Origin of the sequence: Streptomyces sp. V2I9 (assembly GCF_030817475.1) — a bacterium.
GTDB lineage: Bacteria > Actinomycetota > Actinomycetes > Streptomycetales > Streptomycetaceae > Streptomyces.
Map to the genome: position 1 here is coordinate 1,721,428 of NZ_JAUSZJ010000002.1, position 16,928 is coordinate 1,738,355.

The 16,928-nt window shown below is 73.6% G+C and carries 16 protein-coding genes, 3 tRNA genes and 2 pseudogenes; 10 read left to right on the plus strand and 11 right to left on the minus strand.

What is annotated here, in order from left to right; translation table 11 throughout:
• Positions 1-10: 10 nt before the first annotated feature.
• Positions 11-175 (plus strand): annotated as a pseudogene (locus tag QFZ71_RS07710) (galactose-1-epimerase); the annotation flags it as partial.
• Positions 176-197: 22 nt separating this feature from the next.
• On the opposite strand, the gene QFZ71_RS07715 reads toward QFZ71_RS07710, so the two are convergent.
• The 4 genes from QFZ71_RS07715 to QFZ71_RS07730 form a co-directional block, all read right to left on the minus strand.
• A complete protein-coding gene (locus tag QFZ71_RS07715) occupies positions 198-806 on the minus strand; it encodes a LysE family translocator (protein ID WP_307667512.1) in 609 nt (202 codons plus the stop codon).
• Positions 803-1,624: an EI24 domain-containing protein gene (locus tag QFZ71_RS07720; protein WP_307667513.1), complete on the minus strand. Its 822-nt coding sequence runs from the start codon at positions 1,622-1,624 to the stop codon at positions 803-805. The genes QFZ71_RS07715 and QFZ71_RS07720 overlap by 4 nt, the downstream gene beginning before the upstream one ends.
• Positions 1,625-1,757: 133 nt before the next feature.
• Positions 1,758-2,186, minus strand: a complete 429-nt coding sequence (locus tag QFZ71_RS07725; RefSeq protein WP_307667514.1) for an organic hydroperoxide resistance protein — start codon at positions 2,184-2,186, stop codon at positions 1,758-1,760.
• A gap of 115 nt (positions 2,187-2,301) precedes the next feature.
• Positions 2,302-3,321 carry an NADP-dependent oxidoreductase gene (locus QFZ71_RS07730; protein WP_307667515.1) on the minus strand — a complete coding sequence of 340 codons (1,020 nt, stop codon included), beginning with the start codon at positions 3,319-3,321 and terminating at the stop codon, positions 2,302-2,304.
• 130 nt (positions 3,322-3,451) lie between these two features.
• On the opposite strand from QFZ71_RS07730, the gene QFZ71_RS07735 reads away from it, so the two are divergent.
• Positions 3,452-3,886, plus strand: coding sequence for a MarR family winged helix-turn-helix transcriptional regulator (locus QFZ71_RS07735; protein ID WP_307667516.1), 435 nt, complete (start codon positions 3,452-3,454; stop codon positions 3,884-3,886).
• A gap of 118 nt (positions 3,887-4,004) precedes the next feature.
• Here the strand turns inward: QFZ71_RS07735 and QFZ71_RS07740 are convergent, their stop codons facing one another.
• Complete coding sequence (locus tag QFZ71_RS07740; RefSeq protein ID WP_307667517.1) at positions 4,005-4,889, minus strand: hypothetical protein; 885 nt, start codon at positions 4,887-4,889, stop codon at positions 4,005-4,007.
• 124 nt (positions 4,890-5,013) lie between these two features.
• Here QFZ71_RS07740 and QFZ71_RS07745 point away from each other — a divergent pair, with 124 nt between their 5' ends.
• From QFZ71_RS07745 to QFZ71_RS07755, 3 genes are all read left to right on the plus strand, one after another.
• Complete coding sequence (locus QFZ71_RS07745; RefSeq protein ID WP_307667518.1) at positions 5,014-5,580, plus strand: hypothetical protein; 567 nt, start codon at positions 5,014-5,016, stop codon at positions 5,578-5,580.
• Positions 5,581-5,721: 141 nt separating this feature from the next.
• Entirely contained in the window at positions 5,722-6,759 is a 1,038-nt protein-coding gene (locus QFZ71_RS07750; protein WP_307667519.1) for a rod shape-determining protein, read from the plus strand.
• 185 nt (positions 6,760-6,944) lie between these two features.
• The gene (locus QFZ71_RS07755) at positions 6,945-8,768 is read left to right on the plus strand and encodes a GAF domain-containing protein (protein WP_307671369.1); all 1,824 of its coding nucleotides are present in this window, start codon (positions 6,945-6,947) and stop codon (positions 8,766-8,768) included.
• A gap of 165 nt (positions 8,769-8,933) precedes the next feature.
• On the opposite strand, the gene QFZ71_RS07760 is transcribed toward QFZ71_RS07755, so the two are convergent.
• Positions 8,934-9,365, minus strand: a complete 432-nt coding sequence (locus QFZ71_RS07760; protein WP_307667520.1) for an Lrp/AsnC family transcriptional regulator — start codon at positions 9,363-9,365, stop codon at positions 8,934-8,936.
• A 190-nt stretch (positions 9,366-9,555) separates the two neighbouring features.
• On the opposite strand from QFZ71_RS07760, the gene QFZ71_RS07765 reads away from it, so the two are divergent.
• Both QFZ71_RS07765 and QFZ71_RS07770 read left to right on the plus strand, forming a co-directional pair.
• On the plus strand, positions 9,556-11,316 hold the full coding sequence (locus QFZ71_RS07765) for an AMP-binding protein (protein ID WP_307667521.1): 1,761 nt from the start codon (positions 9,556-9,558) through the stop codon (positions 11,314-11,316).
• A gap of 31 nt (positions 11,317-11,347) precedes the next feature.
• Positions 11,348-12,760, plus strand: a complete 1,413-nt coding sequence (locus QFZ71_RS07770; protein ID WP_373465186.1) for a carboxyl transferase domain-containing protein — start codon at positions 11,348-11,350, stop codon at positions 12,758-12,760.
• 51 nt (positions 12,761-12,811) lie between these two features.
• On the opposite strand, the gene QFZ71_RS07775 is transcribed toward QFZ71_RS07770, so the two are convergent.
• Entirely contained in the window at positions 12,812-13,777 is a 966-nt protein-coding gene (locus tag QFZ71_RS07775; protein ID WP_307667523.1) for a hypothetical protein, read from the minus strand.
• A 70-nt stretch (positions 13,778-13,847) separates the two neighbouring features.
• Positions 13,848-14,041: pseudogene (locus QFZ71_RS07780) on the minus strand (MFS transporter); the annotation flags it as partial.
• 193 nt (positions 14,042-14,234) lie between these two features.
• Here QFZ71_RS07780 and QFZ71_RS07785 point away from each other — a divergent pair.
• From QFZ71_RS07785 to QFZ71_RS07795, 3 genes are all read left to right on the plus strand, one after another.
• Positions 14,235-14,666, plus strand: coding sequence for a hypothetical protein (locus tag QFZ71_RS07785; RefSeq protein ID WP_307667524.1), 432 nt, complete (start codon positions 14,235-14,237; stop codon positions 14,664-14,666).
• Between the two features lie 292 nt (positions 14,667-14,958).
• A complete protein-coding gene (locus QFZ71_RS07790) occupies positions 14,959-15,819 on the plus strand; it encodes a DUF1963 domain-containing protein (protein ID WP_307667525.1) in 861 nt (286 codons plus the stop codon).
• Positions 15,820-16,128: 309 nt separating this feature from the next.
• A complete protein-coding gene (locus tag QFZ71_RS07795) occupies positions 16,129-16,383 on the plus strand; it encodes a hypothetical protein (RefSeq protein ID WP_307667526.1) in 255 nt (84 codons plus the stop codon).
• A gap of 53 nt (positions 16,384-16,436) precedes the next feature.
• Here the strand turns inward: QFZ71_RS07795 and QFZ71_RS07800 are convergent.
• The 3 genes from QFZ71_RS07800 to QFZ71_RS07810 form a co-directional block, all read right to left on the minus strand.
• Positions 16,437-16,510, minus strand: a tRNA-Ile gene (locus QFZ71_RS07800).
• Between the two features lie 235 nt (positions 16,511-16,745).
• Positions 16,746-16,818 (minus strand) — tRNA-Asn (locus QFZ71_RS07805).
• Positions 16,819-16,823: 5 nt separating this feature from the next.
• Positions 16,824-16,896 (minus strand) — tRNA-Asn (locus QFZ71_RS07810).
• Between the last annotated feature and the right edge of the window lie 32 nt (positions 16,897-16,928).

The window sequence follows — 16,928 nt, forward strand, 5'->3', positions numbered from 1 at the left end:
CTGCGCGGACACGGCGGACCACTTCGACGGGCGGCCGTTCGGGCCGTGCGCCGGGATCGCCCTGGAGACCCGGCACTTTCCCGATGCCCCGAACCGGCCGGAGTTCCCGTCCACGGTGCTGCGGCCGGGCGAGGAGTTCGCCTCGCGCACCGAGTACGCGTTCTCGGTGCGCTGAGGCGCTTCCTCCGGGGCTCCGGTCAGCGGGCCAGGCCGAGGGTGACGCCGAGGCCGACGAGGACCGAGCCGATCGAACGGTTCAGGGCCTTCTGGCGGCGCAGCATCGCGCCGCGCAGCCGGGAGTGCGAGAAGAACAGCGCGACCAGGGAGAACCAGCCGAGGTGGGCGGCCGACATGAACAGGCCGTACCCCGCCTGCTGCCAGAGCGCGGTACCGGGGCCGACGACCTGGGTGAAGGTGGCGACGACGAACAGGGTCGTCTTCGGGTTGAGGGCGTTCGTCAGGAACCCGCTGCGCAGCGCCCCGAACGGGGAGAGCCCCGGCCGGTCCGTCAGATCGACGTCGAGGTCGGCGCGGGCCAGGAAGGTGCGCACCCCGATGTAGATCAGGTACCCGGCGCCCGCCAGCTTGACCGCGGTGAACAGGGCGGTCGAGGAGGCGATGAGCAGCCCGACGCCGAGCATCGTGTACGTGACGTGGACCAGGACGCCCGCCGCGACGCCGGTCGCCGCGAGGACGCCGGTGGTGCGCCCGTACAGGTAGCTGTTGCGGACGACCATGGCGAAGTCGGCGCCCGGGGAGACGACCGCGAGGACGGTGATGGCGGCGACCGCCAGCAGCTCGGTCACGCCGACCACGTCCGGGGGGCCGGTGCGCCGGCGTCGTCGGCGGTGCCGGGACCGGCACCGGGCTCCGCCTCCGGGGCGGGGGCGGGGTCGACCAGGTCGCGGGCGAGGAGGGTGGCCCCGGCCACGGCTCCCGGCATCAGGAACACCGCGACGAACGGGACGAGGAAGGCCAGGGTCAGCGGGACTCCGAAGCCGAGGACCAGCATCCGGCGGCCGCGCAGCAGGGTGAGGCGGTCCTTGAGGACCATGCCCCGGCGCTGGAGGGCGACGGCGGTCAACTCCTCGGCCAGGAAGTAGCCGGAGACGCAGAAGCCGACCGCGGGGACCACGGTCTGGCCGATGACGGGGATGAAACCGCAGGCGAACAGGATGATCCCGTACAGGGCGACGCGCAGCAGGATGCGGACGGAGTCACGGGCGGAGATCCACAGTTCACGCCAGAGCGGGAGCCCGGACTCGGGGACCTCGCCGCCCTCGCTGCGGTCGACCTCCTCGGAGAGCGACTCGTAGAAGGGCTGGCCGACCAGGAGGGTCATGGCGGTGAAGGTGATGACCGCGAGGAACAGGCCGAAGACGAAGACGAGGGCGGTCAGCCCGGTCCGCAGGATGCCCTGCCAGGGCGAGGACCAGTCGTCGGCGAACGGAGTCGCCCAGCCGACGAGGTCGTCGGCCCCGTAGCCGAGTCCGATCAGGGCTCCGGCGTAGACGACGAGGGTGACGAGTCCGGGCAGCAGCCCGAATCCGAACCATCGTCCGTGTCGGGCAACCCAGCGCTGCCCCTTCATCAAGTAGCCGAAACCCACCCCGAGATCACTCATGGGCGTCAGCGTACTGGCGTGCGGGAACGCGGCGAGGACCGCACCCCGAGGTGGGGTGCGGTCCTCGCGCGGAAGCCGTCGGCCGGGGCCCTCGGACGGGGCCCTCGACCGGTCGGGCGGCTCCTTCGACCGGTCAGGCGACCGAGAGGTCGACCGTGATGTTGCCGCGGGTGGCGTTCGAGTACGGGCAGACCTGGTGGGCCTTCTCGACGAGCGCCCGCGCGGTGGCGGCGTCGACGTTCGGGATGGAGGCGCTGATCGCGACCTCCAGGCCGAAGCCGCCGGCCTCCGTCCTGCCGATCGAGACCGAGGCGGTCACGGTCGAGCCGGAGATGTCGGCCTTCTCCTGGCGGGCGACGACGCCCAGCGCGCCCTGGAAGCAGGCGCTGTAACCCGCCGCGAAGAGCTGCTCCGGGTTGGTGCCGGCGCCGCTGCCGCCCATGGCCTTCGGCGGGTTCACGACGACGTCGAGCTGACCGTCGTCGGAGGAGACCCGGCCGTCCCGGCCGTTCTCGGCGGTGGCGACGGCGGTGTAGGCGACATCGATCTTCTGGATGGTCATGGTGTGACGATTCCTCCGGTTGGTGCGCCGCGACTCGCGCCCACGATCACGACGGCCTGGGCATGAGCCTAACGGGTGACCGGCGCCGGAGAAGGGGTCAGCCCGGGGAGAGGGGTCAGCCCAGGGAGACGATCATCTTTCCGGTGTTCTCGCCGCGCAGCAGTCCCATGAAGGCGTCGTAGCCGTTCTCGATGCCCTCGACCTTGGTCTCCTGGTACTTCAGCTCGCCCGAGGCCAGCCAGCCGGCGACGTCCTGGACGAACTGCGGCTGGAGGTCGGCGTGGTCGCCGACGAGCATGCCCGTCAGGCGCAGCCGCTTGCCGATGATCAGCGCCATGTTGTTCGGGCCGGGGGTCGGCTCGGTGGCGTTGTACTGGGCGATCATGCCGCAGATGGTGGCGCGGCCGTGCACGTTGAACGAAGAGATCGCGGCTTCGAGGTGGTCGCCGCCGACGTTGTCGAAGTAGACGTCGATGCCGTCGGGGGCGGCTTCCTTGAGCTGGTCGCGGACCGGCCCGTTCTTGTAGTTGAACGCGGCGTCGAAGCCGTACTCCTCGGTGAGGAGCTTGACCTTCTCGTCGGAGCCCGCGGAGCCGATGACACGGGACGCGCCCTTGATCTTCGCCATCTGGCCGACCTGGCTGCCCACGGCCCCGGCCGCGCCGGAGACGAAGACCGCGTCGCCCTCCTTGAAGGAGGCCACGTCGAACAGGCCCGCGTAGGCGGTGAGTCCGGTCATGCCGAGCACGCCGAGGTAGGCGGAGAGCGGAGCGAGGTCGGGGTCGACCTTGACCGCGTGCTGGGCGGGCACGTCGGCGATCTCCCGCCAGCCGAGGCCGTGCAGGACGTGGTCGCCGACGGCGAAGCCCTCGGCGTTCGACGCGATGACCTCGCCGACCGCCCCGCCGTCCATCGGGTGGTCGAGCTTGAAGGGCGGGGTGTACGACTTCACGTCGTTCATCCGGCCGCGCATGTACGGGTCGACGGAGAAGAACTTGTTGCGGACGAGGATGCGGCCTTCGGCCGGAGCGGCCACCGTGATCTCACGCAGCGCGAAGTCCTCGGCCTTGGGCCAGCCGTGGGGACGGGCGACGAGGTGCCATTCGCGACTGGAGGTGGGAAGTGCTGCAGACATGGGCTCGGGTTCTCCTCGATGTCCTACGGGGGTGGGCCTCCGCGCTCGACGGCGCGAAAAGCTTCATGACATGAAAAAACCATGCTCCTGAATATTTCATGATGTCAAGCAAATCGGTACGCTGTCGTCCATGGCCACTCGCACAGACCCCCTGACCCTCGAGGTCGTCGAGCTCATCGGCGCCGTCGTGGCGCGCTACCACGAGGAGTACGACCGGGCCGCCGCCGAGCATTCCCTCACCGGCGCGCAGGCACGGGTGCTCGGGCTGCTCTCGCTCGCTCCGCTGCCGATGCGGAAGATCGCGGTCAGGCTGAAGTGCGAGCCGTCGAACGTCACCGGGATCATCGACCGGCTGGAGACGCGGGGCCTGGTCGAGCGCCGCCCGGACCCGGCGGACCGCCGGGTGAAACTCGCCGCCGCGACGGACGAGGGCCGCCGTACGGCGCGGGAGCTGCGGGACGCGCTGGATTTCGCGCGGGAACCGCTGGCCGGCCTCTCGGACGCGGAGCGCACGGCACTACGGGACCTGCTGCGCCGGATGCTGGGCGAGGAGGCCGCCGCTTAGGGGTGGGGGCCTGTGAGGGGTGCTGGGTCCGTCGGGGTGGTGGGCCTGTGGGGGGCCTCTGGGGGTGCTGGGCTCCGGCGGGGCGTTCGGGCGTCGCGCTACGCCTGCGGCGTTTCTCCTACGTGCACCACCACAGGAAGCGGGTGCAGGTCGGGGACGGCGTCGGGGTGGGCCTCGGTTCGGCCGGCGGCGGGGGTGCGGGTGCGGTCGTCGGCCGGTCCGGGCCACCCGGTCCGGGCGGGTCGGCGGGCGGGCTGTCGGAGGCGTCGGACGGGGCCGGGGCGGCGGGCTCCGGCTCGCCGGGGTCCGGTGCGGCGGGCTCGTCCGGGGCGGCGGGGCTCGCCGTGTCCGTCGCCCCCGAGGAGCGTTCGCCGCCGGCGGCCGGTGAAGCGGCGGTGCCGGAGCTCGTGGCCGCCCCGGCCTCCGAGCCGACCGGGCCGGGATCGCGGGGCGCCGGGGCGGAGGACGCGGCGGGCGCGGCCCCGGTCGGGCCGCCCGAGGAGTCGCGTACGAAGTCGGCGGCGGTGTCGTCCCGCCCGGAGTCCGCGGCCCACTCCGCCAGGGCCGGCCCGCCCGCCGCGAGCAGCACCACGAGGGCCCCGAGCAGAACGGTCCGGCCGCGGGGGCGTCGACTGCCACCGGCCCGGCGGCGCGAGCCGCGTCGGGGCTCGCGGGCGATGTCACGCAGGGGCTCGCCCGCGGCACCGCCCCGCGGGTCGTATGCGGTGTCGCCCCGCAGGTCGTGTGCGGTGTCGCGGTCGCCCCGCAGGTCGGGTGCGGTGTCGCGCCGGGTGCTCTCGCCGGGCCGTCGCCCGGACCTGCCCCGGACCGTGGACCGGCCCTGGGGCGCGTCGGCCGGGGAGGCTCTCCCGTACACGCCGTCCGGCGTGGGGCCGGTGGGCTCGGGCGCGGCGTAGGGGGACAGCGCCTGGGCCGGCGTTCCGCACCCGGCGCAGGCCAGGGCTCCGTTGAGATGCCGTCGGCACGGGTGGCAGTAATCCATGGCGCCCGCAGGTTAGGCGGGCGCGGAACAACCGGGGAAGCCGTCCGGGTGAGGATTGTGTGAGGAAGCACGCGTTCCGGTGACGGCCGGTCCGATACGCCTGACACGCGGGAGGATGGGCCGCATGACCGATCCCGCCCCCTTCGGCCCCCTCCAGTTCCAGCTCGTCCTGCTGCGCCGGATGGCCGACCACCAGCCCGGCCTGGTCGAGGAGGCCCGGCACGAACTGGGCGCGTCGCTCGCCGACATGCGGGAGGCCAACCGCCGCTGGCAGGCCATGGTGCGCGCCCCCCGAGGGCGGGGTTCCCTGCGCCGCTACCGCTCGGTGCTCGGGGCTCCGGAACGAACCCTGCCGCGCCGCGTCGGGGACCTGGCGTGCGAGGCCCTCCTGTGGCCGGTGCCGCTCTGGCCGGATCTGCGGTTCGAGGTGATGGCCGGTCCCGGCGGGGCGGTGTGGAACGCGTGGCTGGTCCGCGCTCCGGGAGCGGCGGGCCCGGAACTCACCTCCGTAGTGGAGCTGCGCCCCTGGTCGTGCACCGTGGACGAGGCGGCCCGCGCCTTTCCCCCGGCCCGGCCGATGGAGGGCAGCGCCCCGACCCGCTGGTCGCTGGCGGTCACCGACCCGGCGTCCGGCCGGGAGCGGGTCGCCGAGTTCACCTGGGGCCTGTTCCAGCGGCTGCTTCCGGAGTGAGCGGGAGGCGAGCTGATCAGCCGTCAGCTTCTCTCCCCTGACGGCGCAGCTCAACGCGCGCGACGGCCCGGACGGCGCGACCATGCAAGGAGAGACCGGCTGTCCGCCGGTACCACCGTCCGCGCGCTCGGGAGAATCGCCGTGACCGTCAGCCTTGAGCAGTTGCAGCGTTGCCATGTCGCCGTCGACCTCGGAGCCGCGAGGACACGGGTGTACGTCAAGGGGCTCGGGCTCGTCGTCGACGAACCGAGCGTCGCCGCCGTCAACACCCGTACCGGCTCCCTCATCGCCGTCGGCGCGCTCGCCGAGCAGATGACGGGCCGCACCCCCGACTACATCCGGGTGGCCCGCCCGGTCTCCGGCGGCACGGTCGTGGACATCGAGATGGCCCAGCGGATGCTGCGCCATCTGCTGGGCGACAAGCTCCGCCGCCAGCTGCGCCGCAAGCCCCGGCTGCGTGCCGCCGCCTGCACCCCGCACGAGGCCGATCCGCTGGCCCAGCGGGCGACGGTGGAGACCCTGGTCGGCCTGGGCGCCAGCCGGGTCGAGCTGGTGGACACCCTGATCGCGGCCGCCGTGGGATGCGGGCTGCCGGTCGAGCAGCCGACCGCCACGATGATCATGGTGTGCGGGGCGGCCACCACCCAGATCGCGGTGCTCTCGCTCGGCTCGATCGTGACCGCCGTACGCATCCCGGTGGGCGGCAACGCGATCGACGAGGCGGTCATCCAGCACCTGCGCCAGCACCACCAGCTGCTGCTCCCGAGCCAGTCGGTGCGCCCGCTCCAGGTGGCCCTGCACGGCAACGGCCTCCAGCTCACCGGCCCCGCCCTCACCGAGATCCACGGCCGCGACGTGGCGACCGGCCTGGCCCGCTCGGTGCAGGTCGACACCGCCGCTGTACGGCAGGCCATCCACACCCCGCTCACCGCGGTGCTCGACGGGGTGGGGAAGGTGCTGCGCGAGTGCCCGCCGGATCTGGTGGCCGATCTGGCGGATCGCGGAATCATGATGGTGGGCGGCAGCGCGCTTCTCCCCGGCCTCGACCAGATGCTGCGCGACGCGACCGGGATGCCGGTGCACATCGCCGAGCGCCCCGACGCCTGTGCGGTGCTCGGCCTGGGGGCGATGCTGGACGGCAAGATCCAGCCGATGGTCCTCAACCCGCTGGCGGGGTGAGCCCGTCACGCGACTCGGCCGAGTCCGGCGCGGGCGGGCCCGGACGCGACCCGGTCGAGCCTGAGGGGGGCAGGTCCGGACGCGACCCGGTCGAGCCTGGTGGGGGCGGGCCCGGTGCGGTCGAGCCTGATGTCGGCGAGGCCGGCGCGGCGGGGTCCGGCGCGGATGCCGCCGGGCGGCTGCCGATGCTCCTGGAGGCGGTCCTCGATGTCGGCAGCGACCTGGACCTGGGTTCCACCCTCCAGCAGATCGTGGACACGGCCACCGCCCTGACCGGGGCCCGCCACGGGGCACTCGGGGTGCTGGACCCCGACCGGGACCGGGTCGGTGCCCTGTACACCGCCGGAATGACGGAAACGGAACGGCGGCGCCTCGACCTGTTCCCGGACGCTCCCACTGGGAGCCCCGACCCGGCGCCCGCCGCGATCGGGACCCCCTGTCAGACCCCCGAGCCGTGCCCCGAGCCGCTCACCGCACCGCCCTCCGTCACGCCGCCCGCTCCGGGCGTCGTGGCGAAACCCGCCCCGGACTCCCCTCCGCAGGACTCCCCGCCCGGCGCGCCGAACCTCGCTCCGGACCGCTCACCCGGCCTCCCGCCGGAGCGGAGCTTCCTGCGGGCCCCGATCCTCGTACACACCCAGGTGTTCGGCCGGCTCCACCTCTCCGGGAAGCCGTCCGGGCCGTTCACCGACATCGACCTGGCCCTGCTGCGGGCCCTCGCCGCTCAGGCGGGCATCGCGATCGGCAACGCCCGGCTGTACGGGGCGGCCCGGCAGCGCGAGCGGTGGATCGCGGGGGCGGCGGCCGTCACCACCGCCCTGCTGACCGGCACCGACGCGGCCGACGCGCTCATGATGGTGGCCGAACGTGCCCGTGTGCTGGCGGATGCCTCGGCCGGAGTGATCCTCCAGCCCACGGCGGAGGGCGGCATGGAGATCGTCACCGCGTCCACACGGGACGACCCGGCGGGCATCGTCGGCACGGTGATCGAGCCCGGTTCCGCCGTGCTGGTGCAGCTGCTCGGCGGCGAACCGGTCTTCATCGAGGATTCGGCCACCGACCCCCGGATGACCACCGGCGTACGTTCCCGCTTCGGGCCGAGCATGATGCTGCCGTTGCAGAGCGGCGGGCGGCTCATCGGCACCCTGGCGCTCCCCCGGCGGCGCGGCGAGCGGCCCTACACGGATCTGGACCGGCTGCTGGCGACGCAGTTCGCCTCGCAGGCGGCCCTCGCCCTGGTACTGGCGGACGCGCAGGCCGACCGGGAGCAGCTCGCGGTGTACGAGGACCGCGACCGGATCGCCCGCGACCTGCACGACCTGGTGGTCCAGCGGCTCTTCGCCACCGAGATGATGCTGGAGTCGACCCGCCGCAAGGCCGCCGCCGGGGCGAACGGCAAGGGGGAGAAGACGGGACCGGAAGCGGGTTCACAGGCCGGGGCGGGACCGGGGTCCGGGGCCGGTTCGGGCAATGCGGGCGCTTCGGACGCTGGGGCCGCTTCGGGCGCTGGGGGCAACTCGGGCGCCGGGGCCGACTCGGGCGCCGGGGTGGGCGCGGAGGCCGGGACTGACCCCGGTGCCGGGGCCGGGGCGGAGGCCGGCGACCTGCTCGGCCGGGCGGTGGACGAGCTGGACTCCACGATCCAGGAGGTCCGCACCGCGATCTTCGCCCTCCAGCAGCCGCCCGCCGAAGCCCCGGCAACCTTCCGGGGCCGGGTACTGCGGGAGACCGGCGGCGCGGCGGCGCTGCTCGGCTTTCCGCCCTCGGTGCGGTTCACCGGCGCGGTGGACGCGCTGGTGGGCGAGGAGACGGGCCGGGAGCTGCTGGCCGCCCTGCGCGGGGCGCTGGCCGCCGCGCACCGCAGGCCGGGGGTCTCGGCCGTCGAGGTGGAGGTGGACGCCACGGTCCGGCTGCCGGACGGGCGGGACGGGGTGCGGCTGGTGGTCGCGGACGACGGACGCGGCGAGGACGGACGGCCGACGACGGTGACCTGGCAGTCCCCGCTCTGACCAGGGCGCGCCGACTCCGCGAGCAAGCTCGGTTCCGGAGCGGCGGGCGCGGCGCTTCGACACCGCGGGCTCAGCGCACCGGAGCGGCGGGGCGGCGGGCGCGGCGCTTCAGGCCGCAGGCTCCGTGCAACGGCCCCGCAGGCTCCGCGCAACGGCCCCGCAGGTTCAGTGCTTCGGGGCCGCGCGCAGGGCGATCCGGGTGGTGGAGTGGGCGACGCCCGCCTCCCGTTTCAGCCGGCGCAGCAGGGTGTCCAGCGCTCCGGGGTCGGCGGCGGTGGCCCGCAGGAGGTAATCGTGGCCGCCCGTCAGGTGCACCACCTCGGTGATTCCGGGCAGCATCAGCACCGAGCGCTCGAACTCTTCGTTCGTCGTGTCGAGCCGCAGCGTCACATCGATGAAGACCACCAGGCCCGAACGGGTGTCGGCGGCCGGGTCGACGATCACGGTGAAGCCCCGGATGACCCCGTCGCGGCGCATGCGGCGGACCCGGTCGCCCGCAGCGTTGGCGCTGAGCCCCACGCGTGCGCCCAGATCCCGGTACGAGATGCGGGCGTCCTCCTGGAGGATGCCGAGGATTTCCCTGTCCAGCCGATCCATACGGCGATTGTCCCAGCTTGCGGCGATATCGGCCGAGTGAGTTCCGTACGGACCGGCACACAGGGGGCCGCACGGTTCGGCCGGACACCGCCCGGTCCGGACCGGTGACGACCGGGCCGGGTACGTGACGCTCCCCTCATAGGCGCCGGAGTCCGAGCGGGGGCCGATGCGACGGCCTAGGCTTCCCGGCGTGACCTCCCCCCTTCTCCCCGCGCTCCAGTCCCCCGCCGGCCCGGCAGCCTCGCGGGAGGCCGTCCGCTTCGGCGACCTCTCCCTGAGCTACGGCCGGCTGGCCGAGGCGTCCGCCGCACTCGCCGCCCGTATCGCGGACGCGGGCCGGGTCGCCGTCTGGGCCACCCCGACGCCGGAGACGGTGATCGCGGTGGTGGCGGCGCTGCACGCCGGAGTCCCGGCCGTGCCGCTCAACCCGCGCACCGGGGAACGGGAGTTGGCACACATCCTGGCCGACAGCGCCCCCACGGCCGTACTGGCGGGTCCGGACGACGCGCTGCCGGCCGCGCTGGAGAAGCTGCGGCGGGTGACGGTGGACGCACGGGCCGCGGCGGCGCCCGAACCCGGGGAACGGTACGCGCGGGGCGCGGCGGACGCGGCCGGTCCGGTGGCCTTCGGCGCACCGGGGGACGCGGACGAGGGCGGCCCGGCGGCACCGGTGACCCCGGCCGCGACGGGCGACACGGCCGACTCCGAGTCGCCCGCCCTGATCGTCTACACCTCCGGCACCACCGGGCCGCCGAAGGGGGCCGTCCTGCCCCGCCGGGCCATCGCCGCCTCCCTGGACGCACTGGAGGACGCCTGGGGCTGGACCGAGGACGACGTCCTGGTCCACGCGCTGCCGCTGTTCCATGTGCATGGGCTGATCCTGGGCGTGCTCGGCCCGCTGCGGCGCGGCGGCTCCGTACGGCACCTGGGGAAGTTCTCTCCGGAGGGCGTGGCGCGGGAGCTGGGGTCGGGCGGGACCATGCTGTTCGGGGTCCCGACGATGTACCACCGGCTGGCGGAGCTGCTGGACGGGACCGACCAGCCTTCCCCGGCGGACGGACGGACGAACCCGGCGCCCCCGGCGTTCTCGGCGTCCCAGCCCGCCCAGGCGTCCCAGGCGGACGGTCGGACGGGCCGGGCGGACAGTCGGGCGGGCCGGGCGGCGTGGCCCGGCGGAGCCCCCGAGGCATCGGTGCCGTCCGCCCCCGGACCGGACGCCTGCGGAACACCGGCCGGTGCGCTGGCGGCGGCGCTGGCCGGGGCCCGGCTGCTGGTCTCCGGTTCGGCGGCGCTGCCCGTGCACGACCACGAACGCATCGCGGCGGCGACCGGGCGGCGGGTGATCGAGCGGTACGGGATGACGGAGACCCTGATGAACACGGGTATCCGGGCGGACGGGGTCCCGCGCCCCGGCACGGTGGGTCCGCCGCTCGCCGGGGTGGACCTGCGCCTGGTGGAGGACGACGGCACGGTGCTCGACGCCCCCGGCTCGATCGGTGAGATCCAGGTCCGGGGCCCGAACCTGTTCACCGGCTACCTCAACCGGCCCGACGCCACCGCCGCGGCCCTCACGGCGGACGGCTTCTTCCGTACGGGCGACGTCGGCACCGTGGACGAGGACGGCTACGTCACCCTCGTCGGGCGCAAGGCCACCGACCTGATCAAGAGCGGCGGCTACAAGATCGGCGCGGGCGAGATCGAGAACGTGCTCCTGACCCACCCCGGAGTCCGGGAAGCGGCCGTGACCGGCGAGCCGGATCCGGACCTCGGCGAGCGGGTCGTGGCCTGGGTGGTCGCGGTTGCGCCCGACTCTCCGCCCTCCGTTGAGGAGTTGGCGGGTTACGTGGCGGCCCAACTCGCCCCGCACAAGCGCCCGCGCACCGTGCGCTATCTGGACGCCCTGCCCCGCAACGACCTGGGCAAGATCATGAAGAGGTCGCTCCGTGCCTGACGAGAACTCCGGCCCGGCGACGGGCCGGGAGATGATCACGCTGCTCACCGGCGCGGCGGGCTTCACCGAGCACCGCCCGCCGCCACGCCCCCAGCCGCCGGACGGCCCACTGGGCTGGGCGGGGTACGACGCGGCGCGCGAACGTGCCGCGGCCCGGACCGGCGAGGAAGAGTCGGTGGTGTACGGCACCGGGGCCGTCGGGGGCCGGTCCTGCGTCCTGATCTCCTTCGAATTCGGCTTCCTGGGCGGTTCGTTGGGCGGAGCGACGGGTGACCGGCTGGCGGCCGCATACGAACTGGCCCTGATCCGGCGGCTGCCCCTGCTCGTCCTGGTCGCCACCGGGGGCAGCAGGATGCAGGAGGGCATGATCGCGCTCACCCAGCTCCAGCGGGTGGCAGCCGCATCCGTCCGGCTGCGCGCGGCCGGACTCCCGCAGATCGCGGTGGTCCGCGACCCGTCGACCGGCGGCGGCTGGGCCACGGTGGGCGCGGGCGCCGATGTGGTGCTGGCGCTGCCGGGCGCGCAGATCGGCTTCGCCGGTTCGCGGGTACGGCCGCCGGACGCCGACCCGTACGCGTACAGCGCCGAGGGCCAGTTCGCGGCGGGCCAGGTGGACGCGGTCGTCCCGGCCGGGGCACTCGCCGCCGCGGTGGGGCACTGGCTGCACGCGCTCGGCCCGCACGAGGACCTCCCGGCCGCCCCGTTGCCGCGCGCGCTGTCGGCGTCCGGTACGGAGGACGAGGAGCGGACGCCGACCGACGCCGGGGCGGCACCGCTCGAACCAGCGGTGCCACAGCTTCCGAACCCGGAGCGGGAGGGGGCGACCGGGCTTCCGGAGACCGGGCGGGAGGCGGTGGCGCGGGCCCGCGATCCACGACGGCCACGCGCCGAGGCGTACCTGGCCGACTACTTCACCGTACGGCTCCCCCTGCACGGGGACCGGGCCGGCGGCACCGACGCGGGGCTGCTGTGCGGTTTCGGGCTCCGCGCGGACGGGCGGTCCGTGGCGTACGTCGCCCAGTGCGGCACGCCCACCCGCCCGGCCGGTTACCGTGCGGCGGCCCGGACCGTCCGGCTGGCGGACCGCCTCGGCGTCCCCGTCCTGACCCTGGTCGACACTCCGGGGGCGGCCAACGACGCCGAGGCGGAACGGGCGGGCGCGGGCGCGGCCATCGCGGACGCCTTCGCGGCGATCGCGGCGGCTCGGGTGCCGGTGACGACGCTGGTGATCGGCGAGGGCGGCTCGGGCGGGGCGCTGGCGCTCGCTGCACCGGGCAACACCCATGTCACGGCGGACAGTTACTTCTCCGTCATCGCCCCGGAGCTGGCCGCGGCGATCCTCAAGCGTCCGGCATCGGAGACCGCCGCCACGGCCGACCAGCTGCGGCTGCGCCCGCAGGACCTGGTGGAGCTGGGCGTCGCCCGCTCGATCGTCACCCGGTAGCCGACCGTGCCGTGCGGGCGGCCGGCGGGTCGCCGTGGCGTACGGCGTCGGTCACTCGTGGTAGGCGGAGTGGATCCGGTCCAGACGGCCCGCGCGCAGGTCGGCGTAGCTGACCATCCAGGCCAGGGTGCCCTCGGCCTGACGCCAGAAGGCGCCCGCGGCGACCTCGGCGAGGCACAGCCACGGTTCGGTGTGCTCCATGTGGCAGAAGTCCGGCACATACCCGTTGCCGATCGCCGCGGTGAGGGCCTGCAGGTGCAGCTCCTCGAACCTCTCCGGCGCCTCCCTGACGAGGGGCACGGCCTCTTCCCGCAGGGCGGCGAGGACGTCCCCCTGGTCGGTGTCCCATCCGTGGGGGTTCAGTTCGGCCCCGCGCAGCTTCAGGTCGCTCTCGTGCCGGCCCGGCGACGCCGGGTGGGGGACCCGCGACCGGTACTCCTCCAGGGCGGCCACGAGCAGGGGGTCCAACTGCCAATCCGGAACGAGGTCGCCGGGAGTCTCCCCCTCGGCGGGTTCCTCCTCGACCCAGGTCTCGCCGAGGACGTCCCACTCGGCGGGTTCCGTCAAGATCAGGGTCTTGCGGCTCAGGAGGTCGAACGGCTCCACCGCCTCCTCCACACCGTCCCCTCTGAAGACGGCGGGGTTGGCCCGCTCGACCATCTCGGCGCCGGGGGGCACGTAGACGACCGACAGCGGATCGTCGTCGGCCTGCCAGTAGTCCGATGCGGAGAACAGCAGCAGGTGGCCCTCGCGGGTGACCCAGTCGTCCAGAGGCTGCTTCGGTATCGCCGCCAGATCGAGGCAGGCCACGAACTGGGTCCCCCACTCCCAGGGGACGTCCACCGGCATCCGGGGGAGCCCCCCGGCATAGCCGACCACGCGGTCGTCGGGGCCGGGGTCGTCGTAGATGCCCTCGATCCCGACCGCCGGCTGGACGTGCCACAGAATGCGGGTGATGGCGTCGTCGGACACTCCGTACTGACGGGCGTGCGCCCGGAACTTCTCTGCGTAGGACATGTGTTCATCCTCGCGCCTCCCACTGACAGTTCCGTCGCCGAGGGAGTCGGCCGATCGAAGGGGACGGGCGCTACGGCTGCGGGTCGCGCGCGTCGTAGCGGGCGAAGGCGCGCCACCTTCAGGGCGAGCAGGGCCACGGCCGCCACGCACGCGACGCCGCCGGCGGTCGCCGCCGCCGGGGAGACGGCGTCGGGGAGACGGCGTCGGCGACCGAACCGGCCACGAAGTCCCCGACCGGGGCCCGCCCGCGACGACGACGACGAACGACGTCCGACGCCATCACCCGGGGCCGCCCCCTCCCCGCCGACAGGGCGCCGTGGCCGCACCGGTGGCACGTGGGGCCGAGCGAGGAGGTGAGCGTGCGGTTCACCGGAGGCCAGTGGGGCGACGGCGTTCCACCGCCGGACCGGCAGAGGGCCGGTCCGCTCGCAGTACGTCGGAGGACGGGATGCACAGGGTGAAGAGAATCAGGACTGCCGTCGTCGCCGTCGCCGCCACGGCGGGGCCGGCCGTGTCCATCACGCCGGTCCGGGCGGCCGCCATCCGCACGGCCGGTGGCAACGGCAAGTACCTAGGCAAGTACGGCGTGACCAGGCACGACCTGCCGAACGGCGAGGACGAACAGTTCCTGGTCGGCACCGACTACGCGGTGGGGACGCGCTGGACGAAGAACGGCAGTTGGACCCGGTGGACGTCCCCGGGCAAGCCCGACCCGCTCGGCAAGGCCAACGCGGCGAGCTCCATCACGGTGACGGACTCGGACACGCACCCACCGGGCCAGTTCCGCACGAACATCTACCTCACGAACACCAACGGCGCCTTCGTGGGCAAGACGCGCCCCGACCTCGGTACGTCCTGGCAGCCCTGGGACCACCCCAACTGCTGCTGACCGCACCGCCGCGCCCGCCGCGGCGCGTCCGACCCCGTGGCCGGTCGCCGCACCGGGTGGGAGCTGGTGCCACCGGTGAGGCGGCGGGCCGCGTGGCCCCCGCTCACGGCGACCGAGCGACGCGGGCGGGTGCGGGCCCCGTCGTCGCGTCGGGTCCGGACGCCCTCGTTCCTGAAATGCCTTCAGGCGCCATGGCCGGACCACCTCCGGCGAGCGCGGTGCTGGATGGGGCTGATCCCGTTGCAGTGGCCCATGCCGGAGTTGTGTCAGTGGTCCATGCCAGAGTTGGGGCATGGCAACTCGTGAAGCATTCCGTGCGCAAGCCCGTGAGATGGGCGTCTCGGATGAATCCCTCGACCTGATCCTCACAGTGGTGCAGCCGGCCTACGCCTTGAAACCCGGTCGGTCCGAAGAGGGAGCGGTCGGTTGGCTCGGCGGACTGCCGGACCTGCCGACCGGCATGACGTGGGACGGATCGGGGGTGTTCGTGGCCTCCATCGACCTCGCCGCCCTGCCCCCGCACTCCTTGGACACCGGGCTCCCTGCCGACGGCCGCCTGCTCCTCTTCGCGGAGCCGTTCTCCGAGCTCATCGACCTGGACTACGGCTGGCCGCCCGCGTTCCCCCGCGCGCTGTACGTCCCGCCCGGCACGGAGACGACCCCCTGGGACCCGTCCTCGTGCACGTTCGAGCGCAGCGATGACGAGTACCTGATCGAACGGCGGCCGCTGCATGCCACGGCGTTCTGGGACCTGGACATCAACGACGAGTCCGAGACCCTGGACAGCGCGGTCGAGGAGTTCCGGGCGCTCGCCGGGCCCCAGGTCGTCCCCCTCGTGCTGGACGACCCCAACTACGACGTCAAGCTGTGCGGAGTGGCGCAGGCCCAGCAGAACACCGTCGAGTACGAGGTCCTGGGCCGGGTCGGCACACGGCGGGGACAGGCGTGGGAGGACGACCCGGACGCGGGGCCGTCGGAGGACGATCCGGCCCTCATCGACTGGGACGAGCTGGCGGCCGCCTGGCAGCCGCTGGCCCAGGCCAACCAGAGCGGGATAACCGGTGTCGGCGACGGCGCCATCTACTGGGTCACCCCGCGCGTGGACCTGGCCCGAGCGCGCCTCGACCGCACCGAGCTGATCTACCAGTGCTGATCGCCCCGCACCCCCCTTCACCCGCCGCTCCCGAGGTGCGACAGAGTCGCGGGGAGCCCGTGACGGGCCGGCTACCGCGCTGAGACCGGGCGGATGAACGGCTGCCTCATGATCCGTCGGACGGGACCTGCCGGAGCCGCCCGACGGAGACGTCCGCCGGGGCCTCAGCCCCGGCGGCAGGCGGAGCAGAGGTCGTTTCGCGCAAGTCGGTGAGCCGATTGACGGGTGCTTCCCTCGCGGGGGTCTGCGCTGTGTCGGCAGTACGTTCGCCCTGTCTCCACCGCCTCGGCGGTCGTCGTCGGGACGCCGGTGCCGGACGGCAAGCGGAATGTCGTCGCGCAGATCGAGCAGCAGGACGACGACGGTGCGTGGTCGCACTACGGCGGCGGGGCGCTCGTCGACAGCCGCGAACTCGCCACGGCGGCCCACCGCGCCGAGTTCGTCGTGCGGGGCAAGGTGAAGACCTCCACCTGGATGGGGCCTCTGCGTTTTGGCTCTCTGTCACCTCGGCCGAGCCACGGCCGAGGTGACGATCTTGAAAGCGCGAGAGAGGTCCCCGCCTAGCGGGGACCTCTCTGTTTTCGCTGGTCAAACAGGCGAACCGTTCCGGCTCAGAGTGGGGCGGGTGGGACTCGAACCCACGGCCGACGGATTATGAGTCCGCTGCTCTAACCGGCTGAGCTACCGCCCCGTTTCGGCGTGGCGCGTACACGTGTGCGCCCCGTCTGCCGCAGCATAGCCGGTCATACGATCTCTTGCTTCGGATGGTCGACTTCGCCTGATCTTGAGGACGGCGCTGCGTGCTGCCCGGTTGCGGTCGGGGCGAAGGAGACCCTAAAGGGTGATCGTCGGGACGCTCCGGACGGGTCCGGGGGCCGTTCCGGACAGACGCGAAAGAGGACCCCGAAGGGTCCTCTTCCGTTCCGCTCCCCCGACTGGACTCGAACCAGTAACCCTCCGGTTAACAGCCGAATGCTCTGCCAATTGAGCTACAGGGGATCGCGCTCCCCCGACTGGACTCGAACCAGTAACCTGCCGGTTAACAGCCGGCTGCTCTGCCAATTGAGCTACAGGGGATTGCTGCGTTGCTTCGAAATCGTACCTGCCTG